This is a genomic window from Klebsiella sp. JB_Kp042, assembly GCF_040065275.1.
Lineage (GTDB): Bacteria > Pseudomonadota > Gammaproteobacteria > Enterobacterales > Enterobacteriaceae > Klebsiella > Klebsiella quasipneumoniae.
In genome coordinates, this window is record NZ_JBEAJL010000023.1 from 13,372 (window position 1) to 31,618 (window position 18,247).

The 18,247-nt window shown below is 57.5% G+C and carries 16 protein-coding genes; 6 read left to right on the forward strand and 10 right to left on the reverse strand.

Annotation, left to right across the window (positions count from 1 at the left end):
• Window positions 1-6: 6 nt before the first annotated feature.
• On the reverse strand, window positions 7-210 hold the full coding sequence (gene aaeX, locus ABLV54_RS07660) for a p-hydroxybenzoic acid efflux pump operon protein AaeX (protein ID WP_002918640.1): 204 nt from the start codon (window positions 208-210) through the stop codon (window positions 7-9).
• Between the two features lie 131 nt (window positions 211-341).
• On the opposite strand from aaeX, the gene aaeR reads away from it, so the two are divergent.
• Window positions 342-1,271, forward strand: coding sequence for an HTH-type transcriptional activator AaeR (gene aaeR / locus ABLV54_RS07665; RefSeq protein WP_049012968.1), 930 nt, complete (start codon window positions 342-344; stop codon window positions 1,269-1,271).
• 35 nt (window positions 1,272-1,306) lie between these two features.
• On the opposite strand, the gene tldD is transcribed toward aaeR, so the two are convergent.
• The 9 genes from tldD to ABLV54_RS07710 form a co-directional block, all read right to left on the reverse strand.
• The gene (gene tldD / locus ABLV54_RS07670; RefSeq protein ID WP_004206236.1) at window positions 1,307-2,752 is read right to left on the reverse strand and encodes a metalloprotease TldD; all 1,446 of its coding nucleotides are present in this window, start codon (window positions 2,750-2,752) and stop codon (window positions 1,307-1,309) included.
• 87 nt (window positions 2,753-2,839) lie between these two features.
• Window positions 2,840-6,637: an AsmA2 domain-containing protein YhdP gene (gene yhdP, locus ABLV54_RS07675; protein ID WP_101881676.1), complete on the reverse strand. Its 3,798-nt coding sequence runs from the start codon at window positions 6,635-6,637 to the stop codon at window positions 2,840-2,842.
• Window positions 6,638-6,674: 37 nt separating this feature from the next.
• Entirely contained in the window at window positions 6,675-8,144 is a 1,470-nt protein-coding gene (gene rng / locus ABLV54_RS07680) for a ribonuclease G (RefSeq protein ID WP_004206239.1), read from the reverse strand.
• A gap of 2 nt (window positions 8,145-8,146) precedes the next feature.
• Complete coding sequence (locus ABLV54_RS07685; RefSeq protein ID WP_023291155.1) at window positions 8,147-8,728, reverse strand: nucleoside triphosphate pyrophosphatase; 582 nt, start codon at window positions 8,726-8,728, stop codon at window positions 8,147-8,149.
• 7 nt (window positions 8,729-8,735) lie between these two features.
• Window positions 8,736-9,224 carry a rod shape-determining protein MreD gene (gene mreD, locus ABLV54_RS07690; protein ID WP_002918648.1) on the reverse strand — a complete coding sequence of 163 codons (489 nt, stop codon included), beginning with the start codon at window positions 9,222-9,224 and terminating at the stop codon, window positions 8,736-8,738.
• Entirely contained in the window at window positions 9,224-10,216 is a 993-nt protein-coding gene (mreC, locus tag ABLV54_RS07695) for a rod shape-determining protein MreC (protein ID WP_004206242.1), read from the reverse strand. The genes mreD and mreC overlap by 1 nt, the downstream gene beginning before the upstream one ends.
• A 70-nt stretch (window positions 10,217-10,286) precedes the next feature.
• Window positions 10,287-11,330 (reverse strand): rod shape-determining protein MreB, encoded by a 1,044-nt coding sequence (gene mreB, locus ABLV54_RS07700; protein ID WP_002918653.1) that lies wholly within the window; start codon window positions 11,328-11,330, stop codon window positions 10,287-10,289.
• A gap of 305 nt (window positions 11,331-11,635) precedes the next feature.
• Window positions 11,636-13,576, reverse strand: a complete 1,941-nt coding sequence (gene csrD / locus ABLV54_RS07705; protein ID WP_044524921.1) for an RNase E specificity factor CsrD — start codon at window positions 13,574-13,576, stop codon at window positions 11,636-11,638.
• A 79-nt stretch (window positions 13,577-13,655) separates the two neighbouring features.
• Complete coding sequence (locus ABLV54_RS07710; RefSeq protein WP_032429221.1) at window positions 13,656-13,847, reverse strand: hypothetical protein; 192 nt, start codon at window positions 13,845-13,847, stop codon at window positions 13,656-13,658.
• A gap of 230 nt (window positions 13,848-14,077) precedes the next feature.
• Here ABLV54_RS07710 and msrP point away from each other — a divergent pair, with 230 nt between their 5' ends.
• The 5 genes from msrP to accC all read left to right on the forward strand — a co-directional run bounded on the left by msrP (window position 14,078) and on the right by accC (window position 18,213).
• On the forward strand, window positions 14,078-15,079 hold the full coding sequence (gene msrP / locus ABLV54_RS07715; protein ID WP_032454192.1) for a protein-methionine-sulfoxide reductase catalytic subunit MsrP: 1,002 nt from the start codon (window positions 14,078-14,080) through the stop codon (window positions 15,077-15,079).
• Window positions 15,079-15,678, forward strand: coding sequence for a protein-methionine-sulfoxide reductase heme-binding subunit MsrQ (gene msrQ / locus ABLV54_RS07720; protein ID WP_050534350.1), 600 nt, complete (start codon window positions 15,079-15,081; stop codon window positions 15,676-15,678). The genes msrP and msrQ overlap by 1 nt, the downstream gene beginning before the upstream one ends.
• A gap of 232 nt (window positions 15,679-15,910) precedes the next feature.
• Window positions 15,911-16,363 (forward strand): type II 3-dehydroquinate dehydratase, encoded by a 453-nt coding sequence (gene aroQ, locus ABLV54_RS07725; RefSeq protein ID WP_023291159.1) that lies wholly within the window; start codon window positions 15,911-15,913, stop codon window positions 16,361-16,363.
• Window positions 16,364-16,385: 22 nt separating this feature from the next.
• On the forward strand, window positions 16,386-16,853 hold the full coding sequence (gene accB, locus ABLV54_RS07730; protein WP_004206250.1) for an acetyl-CoA carboxylase biotin carboxyl carrier protein: 468 nt from the start codon (window positions 16,386-16,388) through the stop codon (window positions 16,851-16,853).
• Between the two features lie 10 nt (window positions 16,854-16,863).
• The gene (gene accC, locus ABLV54_RS07735; protein ID WP_004174096.1) at window positions 16,864-18,213 is read left to right on the forward strand and encodes an acetyl-CoA carboxylase biotin carboxylase subunit; all 1,350 of its coding nucleotides are present in this window, start codon (window positions 16,864-16,866) and stop codon (window positions 18,211-18,213) included.
• Window positions 18,214-18,247 lie beyond the last annotated feature (34 nt).

Genomic DNA, 18,247 nt, shown 5'->3' on the forward strand with positions numbered 1-18,247 from the left:
TCAACCTCAAACGAACAAGCGCGATATCAAATAAAAAAGGCAGCAATATAGCGCCGTATTAAACAGTGCAGGGTGCCAGACAAAATCGTAAATGCCGGTCGGAACCAGCAATCGGTGCACCAGCCAGAAGATGGCCAGCGACAAAAGCAACTCGAAGAAGATCGGCGGAAACGATAAGCCGAAAATCACGATGACAGGAAACAGACTCATGATGACCTTGAATAAGAAGCGTACAGGTAGTGAGCAGATGCGTTTATTATGTAGCTAACAATATATTAACGTAACGATTGCCGCATTATCTACAATGTGTGATCTAAATCACTTTTAAGCCAGAGTGAATAATGGAACGATTAAAGCGCATGTCCGTTTTCGCCAAAGTGGTCGAATTAGGTTCCTTCACCGCAGCGGCCCGCCAGCTTCAGATGAGCGTTTCTTCGATCAGTCAGACCGTCGCCAAACTGGAAGATGAACTGCAGGTGAAGCTGCTCAACCGCAGCACCCGCAGCCTTGGCTTAACGGAAGCGGGTAAAATTTACTATCAGGGCTGCCGTAGGATGCTGTTTGAAGCACAGGATGTCCATGAGCAATTATACGCATTTAACAACACCCCCATCGGAACGCTGCGTATCGGCTGCTCTTCAACTATGGCACAGAATGTTCTGGCGCGCATAACGGCGAAAATGCTGAAAGAATACCCCGGGCTCTCCGTCAATCTGGTCACCGGCATACCTGCCCCGGACCTGATCGCCGACGGTCTTGACGTGGTGATCCGCGTGGGCGCCCTGCAGGATTCCAGTCTTTTTTCCCGCCGTCTGGGCTCAATGCCGATGGTGTTATGCGCCGCGAAAAGCTATCTGACGCAGGCTGGCAATCCTGAGAAACCGGCCGATCTTGCCGGGCATGCCTGGCTGGAATATAGCGTGCGGCCGGACAATGAGTTTGTCATTATCGCGCCGGAAGGGATCTCAACCCGCCTGACCCCGCAGGGGCGCTTTGTGACCAATGACCCCATGACGCTGGTGCGCTGGCTGACCGCCGGGGTGGGTATCGCCTATGTGCCGTTGATGTGGGCGATCGAAGAGATCAATCGCGGTGAGCTTGAGATCCTGCTGCCGAGCTACCAGTCCGATCCGCGTCCGGTCTACGCCCTGTACACCGAAAAGGATAAACTGCCGCTGAAAGTGCAGGTCTGTATCAATTATCTGACGGAGTATTTTGTCGACGTGGCGAAGATCTATCAGGGGATGCACGGCAGAGGGATCGCCCGCTGAAGCGGTTCCCGGCGACGCCGGGAACCCGCTCAGGATCAGGCAGTGCCGCCGACGGTGAGGTTATCGACCTTCAGGGTCGGCTGGCCAACGCCCACCGGCACGCTCTGGCCCTCTTTGCCACAGACGCCGACGCCGTTATCCAGACGCAGATCGTTACCCACCATCGAAATCTGCTGCATAGTCTCAATCCCGGAGCCGATCAGGGTAGCGCCTTTCACCGCCTTCGTGACCTTGCCTTTTTCGATCAGATAGGCCTCGGAGGTGGAGAAGACAAACTTACCGGAGGTGATATCCACCTGCCCGCCGCCGAAGTTTGGCGCGAAGATACCGTAGTCCACCGACTCGATAATCTCCTGCGGCGTGGACTGGCCCGCCAGCATATAGGTGTTGGTCATACGCGGCATCGGCAGATGGGCATAGGATTCACGGCGGCCGTTGCCGGTCGGCGCGACGCCCATCAGACGCGCATTGAGTTTATCCTGCATGTAGCCTTTCAGGATGCCGTTTTCGATCAGCACATTGTATTGACCCGGCGTGCCTTCGTCATCGATGGCCACCGAGCCACGACGGTCGACGATGGTGCCATCGTCCACGACGGTGCACAGCTCAGAGGCGACTAATTCCCCCATATGGCCGCTAAAGACCGAGGTGCCGCGACGGTTGAAATCGCCTTCCAGGCCGTGACCGACCGCTTCGTGCAGCAGGACGCCAGGCCAGCCGGCGCCGAGCACCACCGGCAGCATCCCCGCCGGGGCGGCGACCGCCGAGAGGTTAACCAGCGCCATGCGCACCGCTTCTTTCGCCCAGGCGTCGGCCCGTACTTCGCCCTCCTGAGAGGCGAGGAAATAGTCATAGCCAAAACGCCCGCCGCCGCCGCTGCTGCCGCGCTCGCGTTTGCCGTCCTCTTCCACCAGCACGCTGACCGAGAGGCGCACCAGCGGACGAACGTCGGCGGCCAGAGTGCCGTCGGTGGCGGCCACCAGAATCAGCTCATAGACCCCGCTCAGGCTGGCCGAAACCTCCTGCACGCGCTGGTCCGCCGCGCGGGCGACTTTGTCTACCCGGCGGAGAATATCCAGCTTCTCTTCCCGGCTCATACTCTGCAGCGGGTCGATGCTGGTATAGAGGGCGCTGTGCTCTACGGCGCCGAGGGTCTGTACTTTGCCATTGCCCGTCTCGCGCACAATTGTCCGCGCCGCCTGGGCGCTCTGCTCCAGCGCCAGCTTGCTGATCTGGTCAGCGTAGGCAAAGCCCGTTTTTTCGCCGCTGACGGCGCGCACGCCTACGCCCTGGTCGATATTGTACGACCCATCTTTAATGATGCTGTCTTCCAGAACCCAGGATTCGTGATAGCTCGATTGAAAATAGAGATCGCCGTAATCGAGGCGGCGCTCGGTCAGTTGACCAAGAATGGCAAACAGGTCCTGATGATTCAGGCCATTTGCCGACAGTAATTGTTCACTTACCAGGTTCAGACTCATCGTTATGCTACTCGTTTGTTGCCGCCTGACAGGCGGAAATACAGAAGGCTTCTATTGAGATTGCGGCAATTCCCGGCAATCGTCAAATCATTGCTTTTTGTTGCTGCGCGCCTGGCGCAGCACTTCATTGATCTGCGGCTGGTCAATCGGGCCGGTGATGCGATAGCGCAGTATCGAGACTTTGTTCCACAGCGGCCCCAGCACCTTGCTGGCGGCAAACACCGCCGCGCCGACAATCGGGTTGACGGCGAAGGCCGCCGCCACGCCGACGGTCGCGGATATCTCCGGCGCCACCACCGCCTGCAGGTCCAGATGACGACGCACCAGATCGACCGACCCTTTCATGGCAATGTCCGCCTCCAGACCATCCACCAGCGTATCATCGGTATGCAGTACACCATCCTTAATCCAGGCCGTACTGTTAATCGAGTCGAAGTAAAATCCTTCGCTAAAGGTATCGCTGAAGTCGAAGCGCAGTTTGCGCAGCAGGGCATCGACGCTCAGCAAACGCAGCAGCTGGCCTGCGTGTCCGGTACTCAGGTCGGTAAACTGACCCTTGCCGAGGTGGCTTTTAATGATCCCATTGAGCGACGCGACATCGGGTGACCAGGGCGGCGCGCGCCAGTGCAGATCGTAGTCGATATCAAACGGCGAATCCTTCACCGGTGTGGAAACGCCAAAGAAATCCGCAAATTCATTCGTTTTATTGCCATGCAGTCTGCCTTTCAGCGAGGTGCGCACCCCGGAAGGGGCGTTAACCCACATGCCGTCGGTCGTCAGCCGGCCAAACCCGGTATCCACCAGGCCGTTGGAGAGCGTTAAGGTATCGCCCTTGATCGCCACATCGCCGTCGATACGGCCATATTTTTGCCCCCACAGCCAGCATTCCGCGCAGCGCAGCTGCAGATCGGGCCAACCGTGGAAATCCAGCCGCGTCTCCGCCTGCGGGGCCACGTTCTCCGTTCCGCCCTTGCCGCTGGCGCTGGCCGGGTTGAAATAGAGATAACGCACATTTGCCAGCCACGGGGCATTGTCGCGCATCGTCAGGGTGGCGTTGATCTCGCGCCCCTGCGCCTCAACCTGTGAACCGCCAGTGACCGGCTGCGACATCAGACTCACGTTGTTCCATTGCTGGCCGGCCAGCGCCAGCGACGGCGTACGCAGCACAATGCGCGTTGGAAAGAGGACGCTGCTGCTGACTTCATTCGCCGCGCCCTTCTGGAACAGCGCCAGCCACTGCGCGCCATCCATCGGCGGCAGATTGAGCTCAACGCCGGGCTGGTCGGGCAGCGGAGAGGGGCCTTTGCTGTCCGTCGTGAGGATCGCTCTGTCCAGCGTCAGCTTACGGTTCAGCAACCAGCGGCTGTTGATATGATTCTTCGCGCCAACGGAACCGGTCAGGTCGAAGCTGCTCAGACCGCCGGCAACGTTAATTTTGACCGGCAGGGGTTCGCCAGCGGGCTTGTTGACCGGTGAAGGTAAGTGACTGCTCACATTCTTCAGATCGCCATTGATATCAACCTTATAGCTGGCATTGCCATGGTACGGCAGTTCGATAGCGACTTTACCCTCCCACGGAACGCTACCGCTCAGCGCCTCATTAACCGCTTTCGGCAGCAGCCCGGTGCGCGACGGTTGCCAGCTGGCGTTCATCCCGACATCCACCAGAAATGCTTTTTCGCCTTCGCGGGTGGAAAAATTGAGGTTCAGCGGCTGATTAAACCAGGTCGCGCTCAACGTTTGACTATTAAGATCGCCATTCACAAAGCTGAAATTACCGCTCAGATTCTGCAGCGTGGTATCTAACGGCTTGATAAACAGATCGTTATTCTGCAGATGCACATCGCCTTTCGCGGTGGTCATTTCGCCATCGAGGGGAATGTTCAGATGTAAGCGAGCGCTTACATCGCCATCCAGCTGCAGGGAATCCAGCGCCGCTCCCAGGGTCTCTTTCAGCGGCGTGGTGTTGAAATAAGGTCCCACCTCTTTCCCCGGGCCTTTGATATCGGCATCAATCAGCAGTTTTTCCTGCGCATAATCCGGGATCGCGGCATCGAGATTGCTGGCGGTCACGTTGCCGAGCATCGCTTTCTCCGCCCGCATCCACAGGCCGCTGTTGATAAAATTAAGGTCGATATTCAACCCGGTCAGCGCCGGCCAGTCCGGTTGAAAAGCGAAAGTGGCATTCTTCAGCGGGACGTAAACCTGGAACTGGCCTTCGTTGTGCGGATACGGGAACAGATGTGGGTTGCCGCCATACACCAGCGTCGCATCGCGGGCCTGTCCGGCTTTAATCGCGCCGCTGAGATAGTCCACCAGCGCTTTGCCCATCAGGTTTTCCGGGAAGTAACGCCACGCCTGGCCGCCATCGTTGGTGCTGATCCCCGCCAGAATGCCCAGCCAGGGATCGTCCCCCTGCGGTTGCAGATAGCGGAAGCCGCCGCGGGCGCGTACCCCCGTCGCCTGCACGTCAATATCGCGGCCATCAAGCATAAACCCTTTGTCATTTTTCACCCAGCTGAGGGTGGCTTCGCCAGCGGCGATCTCCAGCGGGGCCCGGAAAACACCGGTATACGGCATCAGCGCCTTCGTCATGCGCGCGCGCAGTTCCCCATGCTCAACGCTGCCATTCAGGCTGCCGGAAAAGTGTTCCGCTCCCGGCAGGAGCTTCCACTGCTTCCACGCCAGATCGCTCCACTGCGCCTGAAAGCGCGTTTTCTCCGTCGCCTGCAGGGGAATATCGAGAGCCAGCAGGTTGATTTTGCCGCTGGGCTGCGTGGTGCGCCAGAGTTCGCCCAATGAAGGCGCCAGCTTATCGGCAAACGGCTGCAGTCCGCTCAGACCGCTGAGGGCTAAGTTGCTGGCGCGAATACGTAATTCATCACTACGCTGATGACCGTCGCCACCGACATCCTGCGCTGGGATCCACGCCATCGCCAGCGCGCCGCTTGGCCAGGGTTTGTCGTCGATCGCGATCCGCGTATCGGGAATGTAGAAGCCCCAGCTCTGCTTGTCATGGGAGAGATGCGCCGTCAGGTTATCCACTGACAGGTGATGAACCTCGCTATCCCCCTGCCAGCTGGCGCCCCCTTTTTTCAGCCATACGTCGCCGCTGGCCACATCGCCTTTTTCAATGGTCATCCAGCCTTCGAGGCTGAAGCGGGCGCTTTTCAGGGCGATATTGTCCTGCATCCAGCGGCCCAGCCAGGGCTTGACGTCAATATCGTCAGCCTGCAGCCAGACCCGGCCTTTGTTCAGCAGGCCATCCTCATCGCGGAGATCCATCCGCACCTGCATGACGCCATGCTGGCCGGTGAGACTGGAAAGGCTGAGCTGCCCCTCGGCGCGGTGACGGTTCCTGCCGTTAAGCCAGGTCAGCTGCGGGACCGCCAGCTCCGCCCGCTGACCGGAAATAGTCAGGAAGCTCAGATGACTGTCGCGCAGAGTAAAGTGGTCGAACTGACGTAAAAAGAGATCGCTGACGCGGTCGGTTTTCAGGCTTTCACCGCCGTCATTGGTCTGAATAGGGGTATTGGTATGGATCTGCAGCTGCCAGAAGGTGAGATCACGGAACTGCCAGCGCATATGCAACAGACTCTGCCAGACGTCCAGCGCCAGGGTCACGCGCTTGACCGCCATTGTCCCGCCATCTTTCAGCCCGACATGAATATCGCGGACATCTAATGTTGGGCCAAAAGTTTGCCAGCTGGCGGCGATCTGCGAGGCATCCACCGGCGTGCCGGTGAGAGAGGAGATCTTCTCCAGCAGCTGCGGACGCCAGGCATCGAGCTGTGGCAACACGAGACGCAAGCCACTCACCAGCAGCGCGACGATAACAATCAGTGTTGCCACGGTGAGCAATAAAATCCCGGGCAGTCGCCTCACGCCTCTCTCCTTGTCAGCCGCACAATGACGCAGTGTCTTACATCATAACCACATCGAACTGCTCTTGATTATAGAGCGGCTCAATTTGTACCTTCACCTGCTTGCCGACAAAGATCTCCACTTCCGCCAGCGCATGCGACTCTTCCCCTTTCAGGGTTTCCGCCACCGCAGGGGAAGCATAGACCAGGAAGCGATCGGAATCATAAGCATGATGCACGCGAACGATCTCACGCATAATCTCATAGCATACCGTTTCCACGGACTTTACCGTTCCGCGTCCGTGGCAGGTCGGGCATTCGTTGCACAGCACATGCTCCACGCTTTCGCGGGTGCGTTTACGGGTCATCTCCACCAGACCCAACTGGGAGAAACCGTTGATGCTGGTCTTCACCCGGTCTTTACTGAGGGCCTGCTCCAGGGAGTGCAACACCCGCCGGCGATGGTCTTCATTGTTCATGTCGATGAAATCAATGATGATAATGCCGCCGAGATTACGCAAACGCAGCTGGCGGGCTATCGCCTGGGTGGCTTCGATATTGGTATTGAAGATAGTATCGTCAAGATTGCGGTGCCCAACAAACGCCCCGGTGTTGATATCGATGGTGGTCATCGCCTCGGTCTGGTCGATGATCAGATACCCCCCGGACTTGAGCTCGACTTTACGCTCCAGCGCGCGCTGAATTTCGTTCTCAACGTCAAAGAGATCGAATATCGGCTGACGGCCGCTGTAGTGTTCCAGCTTGCTGGTCATTTCCGGAATATATTCGGCGGTAAATTCGAGCAGCGCCTCGTAGGTCAGCCGCGAGTCAACGCGAATCCGGTCGAGATGCGCGTCGGCAAAATCACGCAGCACGCGCTGAGCCAGGGCCAGCTCGCCGTACAGCTGATAGCGGGTCTGGTTGCGCTTTTTGCGCTCCATCACCTTGGTCCATACGCGCTTAAGATAGGCGGCATCGGCGGCCATCTCTTGCTCGTGAACGCCTTCCGCGGCGGTGCGAATGATAAATCCGCCCTGCTCGTCGCAGTACTCTGCCACGACCTTTTTCAGCCGCTCGCGCTCGGCTTCGCTTTCAATGCGCTGAGAGACCCCCACGTGGGAGGCGCCCGGCATAAAGACCAGATAGCGGGAAGGCAGGGTAATATCGGTGGTCAGACGCGCGCCTTTGGTGCCGAGCGGATCTTTAACCACCTGGACCATCAGGTCCTGGCCCTGGCGCACCAGCTCCGAAATATCGCGCACGGTAAACTGCTTTTGCTCCTCACCGGCAACGCACTCGGTATGCGGCATGATATCGGAGGCGTGGAGGAACGCCGCCTTATCCAGACCAATATCTACAAAAGCCGCCTGCATTCCCGGCAGCACTCGGCTAACACGACCTTTGTAGATATTGCCTACTATTCCGCGTCGCGCTTCACGCTCAATATGGATTTCCTGCAGAATACCGCCATCAATATACGCAACGCGCGTTTCGGATGGCGTTACGTTCACTAATAATTCAGCCGTCATCTTTATCCCTTTTCTTTACGCAGTGAGTTAAAGTTACTGAGCAACTCATACGTTTCCACCAGCGGTAAGCCGACTACGGCGTGATAGCTGCCATTAATCTTCCTGACGAAACAGCCACCCAACCCTTGAATACCGTATGCACCTGCTTTATCTAAAGGCTCGCCGCTGGCCACATAATCGGCGATATCCTGCTCGCTGAGCGGCCGGAAGGTCACTTCCGTGACCACCAGACAATCCAGCGTCTGCTGCTTATCCGCCAGCGCCACCGCGGTCATGACCTGATGGGTTTGGCCGGAAAGCAGGCGCAGCATCGCTGCAGCGTGTTCGGCGTCGCGCGGTTTTTCCAGCACTTCGCCGTTCAAAATAACAATCGTATCCGCTCCCAAAACCGGCAAATCCCGCGATGCCAGCGCCACTCCGGCCTGCGCCTTTTCGCGCGCCAGGCGCACGACATAGTGCTGCGCGCTCTCCTGCGGCTGGCGCTGCTCCTCGATACCAGGAACCAGACGCTCAAACGCGAGACCAAGCTGAGTCAGCAGTTCCTGCCGACGCGGGGAACCAGAAGCAAGATACAGAGTTGTCATATCAACCTTATTGCACTGCAAATTGCTGACGCACTTTACGCATCAGCAGGAAGAGCCATGGCCAGAGGATACCGTTTACTACACTACTCCAGAATACTTCCGGACGGAAAGAGACGTTGATCACTAAAAACTCTGCCCAGAAAACAATGATATCCACGGCGAGGGATAACAGCATGACCACCAGCGCCTGTTGCCACAGCGCCAGGTTACGGAACAGCTGATACTTCAGCGCCACCAGATAGGCGACGATGCTTAAGGACAGCGCGCGAACGCCCAGCGTCGAACCGCTGATGAGATCAAGAATAGCCCCCATCACGAAGCCCGTTCCCACATTCACCCGGTGCGGCAGCGCGAGGATCCAGTACAGCAGGATCAATAATACCCAGTTGGGCCGGAAAACGCTGATGTCCGCCGGCCAGGGCATAATTTGCAGCAATAGCGCGATAAGAAACGAGAGCCAGATAACCCAGCGTCCCTGGCTACGGTAACTTGCCACTATTGCCCCCCTGCAGGCTGCGACGGCTGAGACGGCGTCAGCCCGGTGGCGGGCGCCGGCATCTGCGGCCCCATCGCATCCGGCGCAGGCAACACCTGCGGCATCATCTGCATCAGGCGTTCGTTAGCCACCCGATGGACCTCTTCCGGGGTCATCGGGTTAGCGCCATTGCGATCGGCGCCCCACAGCAGCAGCAGATAGCGCAAACGCTGCAGACCGGCCGTCGGACGCGCCTGGATCACCGTGTAGGCGCGCTGGGTGTCCAGTTTCACTGAAGAGACAACCCCAACCGGGTACCCTTCCGGGAAACGACCGCCCAGACCGGAGGTCACCAGCACATCGCCGACGCGAATATCGGTATTTGCCGGCAGATGCTCAAGCTGGAGGTCGTCGGTGCAGCCGTTACCGGCGGCAATGACGCGAATATCGTTCCGCAGGACCTGGATCGGCAACGCATGGGTGGCATCACAGATCAGCAGTACCCGGCTGGTCATTTTCGCCACGGCTACGACCTGCCCCACCACGCCTTTATCACTGATAACCGGCTGGCCTTCGTAGACGCCGTTGACGCTGCCCTTATCGATAACCACCTGATCGCTATAGGGGTCGTTGACCGTTGAGATGACCTGGGTCACCATTTTTTGCTCGTCCTGGCGCAGCGGCGAGCCAAGCAGTTCACGCAGGCGTGCGTTCTCCTGCTTGTACTGGCCCAGCATCAGCAGATCGCTGTTTTTCAACAACAGCTCCTGACGCAGCGCGCGATTTTCCAGTTCGAGCTGGTCACGGGTAGCCAGCGTCTGCGATACGCTGTCGAGCAGTTCCCGGGGACCATTAGAGACAAAGTAGAAAGGGCTGACGGCTGTATCCATGTACGTTCTGATTTGACTGAACGTACCCAGGCGGCTGTCGGCGATAATCACGCCAAGCGCCACCAGCACCGCCAGAATAAGGCGAATCTGTAGCGAGGGGCCACGGCTAAAAATTGGCTTCATAGGCTATGCGTATTCTCGTGTCAGTAAAGACCTGGGGCAGCGGGTAAGCCACCCCGGACCTTCAGGCTGACTACTCTTCGCTAAACAGGTCGCCGCCGTGCATGTCGATCATTTCCAGCGCCTTGCCGCCGCCACGCGCTACGCAGGTCAGCGGATCTTCAGCAACCACGACTGGAATACCGGTTTCTTCCATTAACAGACGGTCCAGGTTGCGCAGCAGCGCACCACCGCCGGTGAGAACCATCCCGCGCTCGGAGATATCAGACGCCAGTTCCGGCGGGCACTGCTCAAGGGCAACCATGACCGCGCTCACGATGCCGGTCAGCGGCTCCTGCAGCGCTTCAAGAATTTCGTTTGAGTTCAGGGTAAAGCCGCGTGGAACGCCTTCCGCCAGGTTACGGCCGCGCACTTCAATTTCACGCACTTCATCGCCCGGGTAAGCCGAACCGATTTCATGTTTGATACGCTCAGCGGTCGCTTCACCGATCAGGGAGCCGTAGTTACGACGCACGTAATTGATGACGGCTTCGTCGAAGCGGTCGCCGCCGATACGCACGGAAGAAGAGTAAACCACGCCGTTCAGGGAGATAACCGCTACCTCGGTGGTACCGCCGCCGATATCCACCACCATGGAACCGGTCGCTTCAGAAACCGGCAGGCCAGCGCCGATCGCGGCCGCCATCGGTTCTTCAATCAGGAACACTTCGCGAGCGCCAGCGCCCTGCGCGGATTCACGGATAGCACGACGCTCAACCTGGGTGGCGCCAACCGGCACGCAGACCAGTACGCGCGGGCTCGGGCGCATAAAGCTGTTGCTGTGCACTTGTTTGATAAAGTGCTGCAGCATCTTTTCCGTCACGAAGAAGTCAGCGATAACGCCGTCCTTCATCGGGCGAATCGCCGCGATATTACCCGGGGTACGGCCGAGCATCTGCTTCGCTTCATGACCCACGGCGGCGACGCTTTTCGGCGATCCGGCACGATCCTGACGAATGGCCACCACGGAAGGCTCATTCAATACGATGCCTTGTCCTTTTACGTAAATAAGGGTATTCGCGGTACCCAGGTCAATGGACAGGTCATTGGAAAACATGCCACGAAATTTTTTTAACATACTAAGGGATAATCCTGAAAGCTGGGGCGGAAAACAAAATCCGCTTACTTTACCAACCACACGCAGCAGCGACAAGGCGCAAAAATCACCTGCTGCGGTGAAAATTAGTGCAGTTCATTTCCTTTGTTACAAATTTTTCCGACTCCGTTCATTGCTGAAATCTTCAGCAGCGCTCCACGCCTGAATTTGTAACCTGTCAAAGGAGGGTCACTGGCATTTACATTGCGATGATCCGGCAGGTAGACAAGCACACCCCCTTCACGATGGCGCGCGTTATTCTACGTGAAATCACGCTAAACGGCAGATCAAACCGAGTATCTTTGCGAATATTTTTTCACATTTGTGTCAAGTGGCTGTGAGGCGGCAAAAAATTCCCCCTGCCCGCCCGTGACACCGCATTGGGACAGTACCAGCCACTCGCTGCGGCTGCGTACGCCCGTCGCAAAAACTTGCATAGGCATGCCTTTACAGGCTTCCACCAGGCTTTGCACCAGCAGCTGGTTCTCGCTGCGCTTTTCGATGTTGCGCGCCAGGCCCGGATGCAGTTTGATCAGCTCCGCATCCAGCTGCTTGATCCAGCTGGTTCCCACCAGGGTTAAGCCTGCCTGAACCACCGCCACCCGAACGCCAAGCGCGTTAACCAACCGCATAACCGGCTGCAGACGGCCGATATATTGACAAACATCTGCCTCAGCAAGTTCAAAAATAATCCGTTGACGCTGCGATTTTTCACACTGCATTAGAGCATCGCGCAGCCAGCGCTGGAAACGCGGACGGATCAGCGACTCCACCGACAGCTGCAGCGCCAGATTCTCCTCGGGCCAGAAGCCTAAAAACGGCAGCAGGCGCGTCACCTGCAGGCGGTCATACTCCTCCGCCAGGCCAAACTGCAGCACCATCGGCATGTACTCGGCGGCAATCACCTCTTCTTTACCGTCGTACATCCGCGACATCAGTTCACGGTGATGCACCCGACCGTCGCGGGTGACGGCGGGCTTCTGGTACAACCGCGGCCCGCCGCGGCTCAGCATCTGTTCGATCAGCGTCCGCCAGCGAACGTTGCCGCGGCCTTTCTCCGGAAGGGTATCGTCATAGACCGACCAGCTGTTGCTGCCCTGCAGCACCGCGTTGCGCGTCGCCGCTTCTGCATGTTCCATCACTTGCGCCGCCGATTGTCCGCTGCGGAAAGAACAGATGCCGATATGCATCATATCGTCACGATCGAGGATCCGCGTCGGAGGCAGCGCGTCCATGGCCTTCAGCAGCAGCCCGGCGATACTATCCGCCTCTTTTAACGTGCGGTGCGGCAGCAGCACAGCGAAGTCGCTACGGTGATAGCGCGCCAGCAGCGCGCCAGGGTAACGCATAATAAAGGTAGAGAGCAGGTTGATAAGCGTGAAGTAATGTTCTTCGGCCGCCGCCCGCCCCCAGTTGTCCCGTAGCAGATCAAACTCCGGTAGACGGATCATCATCACGATGCCGTACGCCCCCACCTTCTCCTGATCTTCCAGCAGCGTGGCCAGCTGATTGTCAAAAAACAGGCGATTATTCAGCCCGGTTTTAGAATCCTGTGCCGCATAGGAGCGAATCAGCGTATCCATCCGGCTGCGCTGATCGCTGGCAAACTGCAGCTCCGACAGCAGCATATCCAGCGCGCTACTGGTGCTGGCAGGCCATTCATAGACTGAGCCGCGCACCTGCGGCCCGCGCTCGCCGCTCAGGATACGCGTGGAACGAAGCTCAAGCAGCTCCTGACCCGCCAGCTGGCGGCGGATCCAGCGGACGGCGAAGAAAATAATCACCACCATGAAGCCGATGGAGATCGACAGCGGGGCGGTAATCGACAGCGAACGGAAATAGTTCACCATCGGGTCAACGTAGACCAGATGCAGAGAGATACCGGGATGTTTCAACGACGGGACCGTGATCTCACGGAATTGCTCATGACTGCCAAGCGGGCGGTAGCTGTCGGTTCGGGAGTGGCTGTAGAGCGGTTTACCGTTAAGCATGAAATCGATATGCACGATCTCTATCGGCGTCATCAGCTCATCCAGCTGCGGCTCAAGCTTATCAAAAGAGGTAGTGATGAGCCGGTTATCCAGCATGGTCGCCACCGCCTGAACCCGGTTTTCGACCTTGTTCTCAATGCCGTTGTAAAAACTCAGCGAAGCGCCAATCAGCGTGACAAAGATGGTCAGGCTAGTTAGCAGCGTGATAAAGGCTGAGAACTTCGTCGTTAATCGCATCCCTGTGTTAACTCCGCGAGTGAATGACTGCCCGATGAACCATCAGGCTCCCGTGCCGGCGCGCGCCTTGACGCTAGCATTAACCTTTTAAAGCGCGACGCATACTATCAAAGATGGCGAGTCTGGCAATGGAATGCGTATTATCGGCGAAAGTATGCCGATAGCGAGTATAGTCGGCAGAAAAAATTTGCCAATCGCCGCCCGCCTGCGGCCTGCGCCAGAAGCGCTTTAATTTTAGACGCTGGATGGCAAACCCGCGCCAGCGGCGCACATTATTGCCGATTTTCCGTCCTGCCAGCCTCCCGTCCGCTTTTTTCCCTGCTAAAGATGCCGGGTCAGGCGCGGTAAAGGAAACGTCTTGCGCCACTTTCCGAAGATTCCTGGATGACCGCGCCCCTGCTTCGGCGGCGGCCCATGCTCCTAATGTGCAATTTTTCGTGACATATTCGCGATTCATCGCCGCCTCCGTCATGCTTAAGGAAACGCATGACGGAGGACACCATGAAAAGAAAAAAACTGACGGAAGCCGACGTCACGGCCGAATCCGTTTTTATGCTCCAGCGGCGCCAGGTACTGAAAATGCTGGGCATCAGCGCGACCGCCCTTTCGCTTCCCGCCGCCGCGCAGGCCGACCTGCTGGACTGGTTTAAAGGCCACGACCGTCCGCCAGCCCCGGCGGGCAAAGCCCTGGACTTTGCTAAACCCGCTGAATGGCAGGCTAAGCTGACGCTTACCCCGGAAGATAAAGTCTCCGGCTACAATAACTTTTATGAATTCGGCCTCGATAAAGCCGATCCGGCGGCGAACGCGGGTAGCCTGCGCACCGATCCCTGGACATTGACCATCGGCGGTGAGGTGGCGAAGCCGCTGACTCTCGACCATGACGATCTGACCAAACGCTTCCCGCTGGAAGAGCGTATTTATCGTATGCGCTGCGTGGAAGCCTGGTCGATGGTGGTCCCCTGGGTCGGCTTCCCGCTGCATAAGCTGTTGGCGCTGGTGGAGCCCACCAGCAATGCGCGCTATGTGGCCTTCAAAACCCTCTATGCTCCGGATCAAATGCCCGGGCAGAAAGATCGGTTTATCGGTGGGGGACTGGCTTACCCTTACGTGGAGGGGCTGCGGCTGGATGAAGCGATGCATCCGCTGACGCTGCTCACCGTCGGGGTGTATGGCAAAGCGCTGCCGCCGCAAAATGGCGCGCCGGTCCGCCTTACTGTGCCGTGGAAGTACGGTTTCAAAGGCATTAAATCCATCGTCAGCATTGAACTGACCCGCGAGCGGCCGCCGACCACCTGGAACCTGGCGGCACCGGACGAATACGGCTTCTTCGCCAACGTCAATCCGCACGTCGATCACCCCCGCTGGTCGCAGGCCAGCGAGCGGTTTATCGGCGCCGGCGGCGTACTCGATGTCAAGCGTCAGCCAACCCTGCTGTTTAACGGCTATGCCGACGAGGTGGCGTCGTTGTATCGCGGCATGAATCTGCGGGAGAACTTCTAGTGCGTTTCACCGTCAAACAGATCGCCTGGCTGAAGGTTTTACTTCATCTGGCGGGTTTTTTGCCGCTGGTCTGGCTATTCTGGGCCGGACATCAGGGCTACTTTAGCGCCGATCCGGCCAAGGATATCCAGCATTTTACCGGCAGGATGGCGCTGAAGTTTCTGCTGGCGACGCTGCTGGTCTCCCCGCTGGCGCGCTATGCGAAACAACCATTATTGATTCGCGTTCGTCGCCTGTTAGGTTTATGGTGTTTCGCTTGGGCGACGCTGCACCTGACCAGCTATACCCTGCTGGAGCTGGGCATTAACAATCTGGCGCTGCTGGGCTCGGAGATTATCAACCGCCCCTATCTGACGTTAGGCATGGTCAGCTGGGCGCTCCTGCTGGCGCTGGCGGTGACGTCGACGCAGGCGATGCAGCGAAAACTGGGCCGCCGCTGGCAACTTTTACACAACTTCGTCTATCTGGTGGCGATCCTCGCGCCGATTCACTACCTGTGGTCAGTGAAGATCCTCTCGCCGCAGCCCATCATTTATGCCCTGCTGGCAGTGGCGCTGCTGGCATGGCGTTACAAGAAGTTCCGCCAGTGGTGGCGCTGAATCCCGTAATGTGCAGTTTCCCGCAGATCCTTTATCAACCGCGACTCTTTTTAAGATAGCGGTTGATAATCTTCCCTGATAAGACCAGTATTTAGCTGCCAATTGCTACGAAATCGTTATAATGTGCGACTTTGGCTTTCCTGACGGGGTTTTCTGACCCTGAAAAGGTGACAAGGGCGCATTGAAGGTATATGTTGTTTTTTACCCGAAAATGGCAGGAGATCGCCACACGATGGCAAAGAAGTTTCACATTTTGCTTTTGAATGGTCCAAACATTAACATGCTCGGTACCCGCGAGCCTGAGAAGTATGGTCCGCTCACGCTGGCGGAGATTGTTAACCATTTAACATCTGAAGCGGCGGCGCTGAATGTGAGCCTGGATCACCTGCAGTCCAACGCGGAGCATGCGTTAATCGACCGAATTCATCAGGCTAAAGACAACGTGGACTATATCCTGATTAATCCGGCCGCGTTCACGCATACCAGCGTAGCAATCCGTGACGCTTTGCTTGCCGTGAACATCCCGTTTATCGAGATTCACCTGAGCAATGTGCATGCACGCGAACCCTTCCGCCAGCATTCGTATCTGTCAGATGTCGCCGCTGGCGTCATCTGCGGACTGGGGGCGGACGGCTATTCATACGCTTTACAGACGGCGGTAAAACGCCTGTCACAATCACACTAAACAAAGAGTACGGAACCCACTCATGGATATTCGTAAGATTAAAAAACTGATCGAGCTGGTTGAAGAATCAGGTATCTCCGAACTGGAAATTTCTGAAGGCGAAGAGTCTGTTCGCATCAGCCGCTCTGCACCGGCCGCAAGCTATCCGGTTATGCAGCAGGCTTATGCTGCGCCGATGATGCAGCCTCAGGCACCTGCCGCCGCGGCTGCCGCGCCAGCTGCAGCAGCAGAAGCGCCGGCAAAAGCGGAAATCAGTGGTCACATCGTACGTTCCCCGATGGTTGGTACTTTCTATCGTACGCCAAGCCCAGACGCGAAAGCGTTTGTGGAAGTTGGCCAGAAAGTTAACGTGGGCGACACCCTGTGCATCGTCGAAGCGATGAAAATGATGAACCAGATCGAAGCCGACAAAGCCGGCGTGGTGAAAGCCATTCTGATCGAAAGCGGCCAACCGGTAGAATTCGACGAGCCGCTGGTAGTTATCGAGTAACGAGGCGAACATGCTGGATAAAATTGTCATCGCTAACCGTGGCGAGATCGCACTGCGCATCCTTCGTGCCTGTAAAGAACTGGGCATCAAGACCGTTGCTGTGCATTCCACCGCGGATCGCGATCTAAAACACGTATTGTTAGCGGATGAGACGGTCTGTATCGGTCCGGCTCCGTCCGTAAAAAGCTATCTGAACATCCCAGCTATCATCAGCGCCGCTGAGATCACCGGCGCGGTAGCGATTCACCCGGGGTATGGCTTCCTCTCCGAGAACGCCAACTTTGCTGAGCAGGTTGAGCGCTCCGGCTTTATCTTCATCGGCCCGAAAGCCGACACTATCCGCCTGATGGGCGACAAAGTGTCCGCGATCACCGCCATGAAAAAAGCCGGCGTCCCGACCGTACCCGGTTCTGACGGCCCGCTGACCGACGACATGGACGCTAACCGCGCCCATGCTAAACGCATCGGCTATCCGGTGATCATCAAGGCCTCCGGCGGCGGCGGCGGTCGCGGTATGCGCGTTGTGCGCAGCGACGCTGAACTGGCCCAGTCCATCTCCATGACCAAAGCGGAAGCCAAAGCGGCTTTCAACAACGATATGGTCTACATGGAGAAATACCTGGAAAACCCACGTCACATTGAAATTCAGGTACTGGCGGACGGTCAGGGCAACGCTATCTATCTGGCTGAACGTGACTGCTCCATGCAGCGTCGTCACCAGAAAGTGGTCGAAGAAGCGCCGGCGCCGGGCATCACTCCGGAACTGCGTCGCTACATCGGCGAGCGTTGCGCGAAAGCCTGTGTCGATATCGGCTACCGCGGGGCGGGTACCTTTGAGTTCCTTTTCGAAAACGGCGAGTTCTACTTCATTGAAATGAACACCCGTATCCAGGTAGAGCATCCGGTAACTGAAATGATCACCGGCGTTGACCTGATCAAAGAGCAGCTGCGTATCGCAGCCGGCCAGCCGCTGTCCATCAAGCAGGATGAAGTGGTGGTTCGCGGCCATGCGGTGGAATGCCGTATCAACGCCGAAGACCCGAACACCTTCCTGCCGAGCCCGGGTAAAATTACCCGTTTCCACGCGCCGGGCGGCTTTGGCGTGCGCTGGGAGTCCCATATTTACGCCGGCTACACCGTACCGCCGTACTATGACTCCATGATCGGCAAACTGATCTGCTACGGCGAAAGCCGTGACGTGGCGATTGCCCGCATGAAGAATGCGCTGCAGGAGCTGATCATCGATGGCATCAAGACCAACGTCGATCTGCAGATGCGCATTATGAGCGACGAGAACTTCCAGCATGGTGGCACCAACATCCACTATCTGGAGAAAAAACTCGGCTTGCAGGAAAAATAATTCTGCTCTCTCAGCAAAAGGCCGGATTTTCCGG

What these genes read in the sequence shown, in the direction of transcription:
- mreB (WP_002918653.1), bottom strand. Translation starts at nt 11,330, where the DNA reads ATGTTAAAAAAATTTCGTGGCATGTTTTCCAATGACCTGTCCATTGAC.
- accB (WP_004206250.1), top strand. Translation starts at nt 16,386, where the DNA reads ATGGATATTCGTAAGATTAAAAAACTGATCGAGCTGGTTGAAGAATCA.
- csrD (WP_044524921.1), bottom strand. Translation starts at nt 13,576, where the DNA reads ATGCGATTAACGACGAAGTTCTCAGCCTTTATCACGCTGCTAACTAGC.
- tldD (WP_004206236.1), bottom strand. Translation starts at nt 2,752, where the DNA reads ATGAGTCTGAACCTGGTAAGTGAACAATTACTGTCGGCAAATGGCCTG.
- msrP (WP_032454192.1), top strand. Translation starts at nt 14,078, where the DNA reads ATGAAAAGAAAAAAACTGACGGAAGCCGACGTCACGGCCGAATCCGTT.
- aroQ (WP_023291159.1), top strand. Translation starts at nt 15,911, where the DNA reads ATGGCAAAGAAGTTTCACATTTTGCTTTTGAATGGTCCAAACATTAAC.
- rng (WP_004206239.1), bottom strand. Translation starts at nt 8,144, where the DNA reads ATGACGGCTGAATTATTAGTGAACGTAACGCCATCCGAAACGCGCGTT.
- ABLV54_RS07685 (WP_023291155.1), bottom strand. Translation starts at nt 8,728, where the DNA reads ATGACAACTCTGTATCTTGCTTCTGGTTCCCCGCGTCGGCAGGAACTG.
- aaeX (WP_002918640.1), bottom strand. Translation starts at nt 210, where the DNA reads ATGAGTCTGTTTCCTGTCATCGTGATTTTCGGCTTATCGTTTCCGCCG.
- aaeR (WP_049012968.1), top strand. Translation starts at nt 342, where the DNA reads ATGGAACGATTAAAGCGCATGTCCGTTTTCGCCAAAGTGGTCGAATTA.
- accC (WP_004174096.1), top strand. Translation starts at nt 16,864, where the DNA reads ATGCTGGATAAAATTGTCATCGCTAACCGTGGCGAGATCGCACTGCGC.
- mreC (WP_004206242.1), bottom strand. Translation starts at nt 10,216, where the DNA reads ATGAAGCCAATTTTTAGCCGTGGCCCCTCGCTACAGATTCGCCTTATT.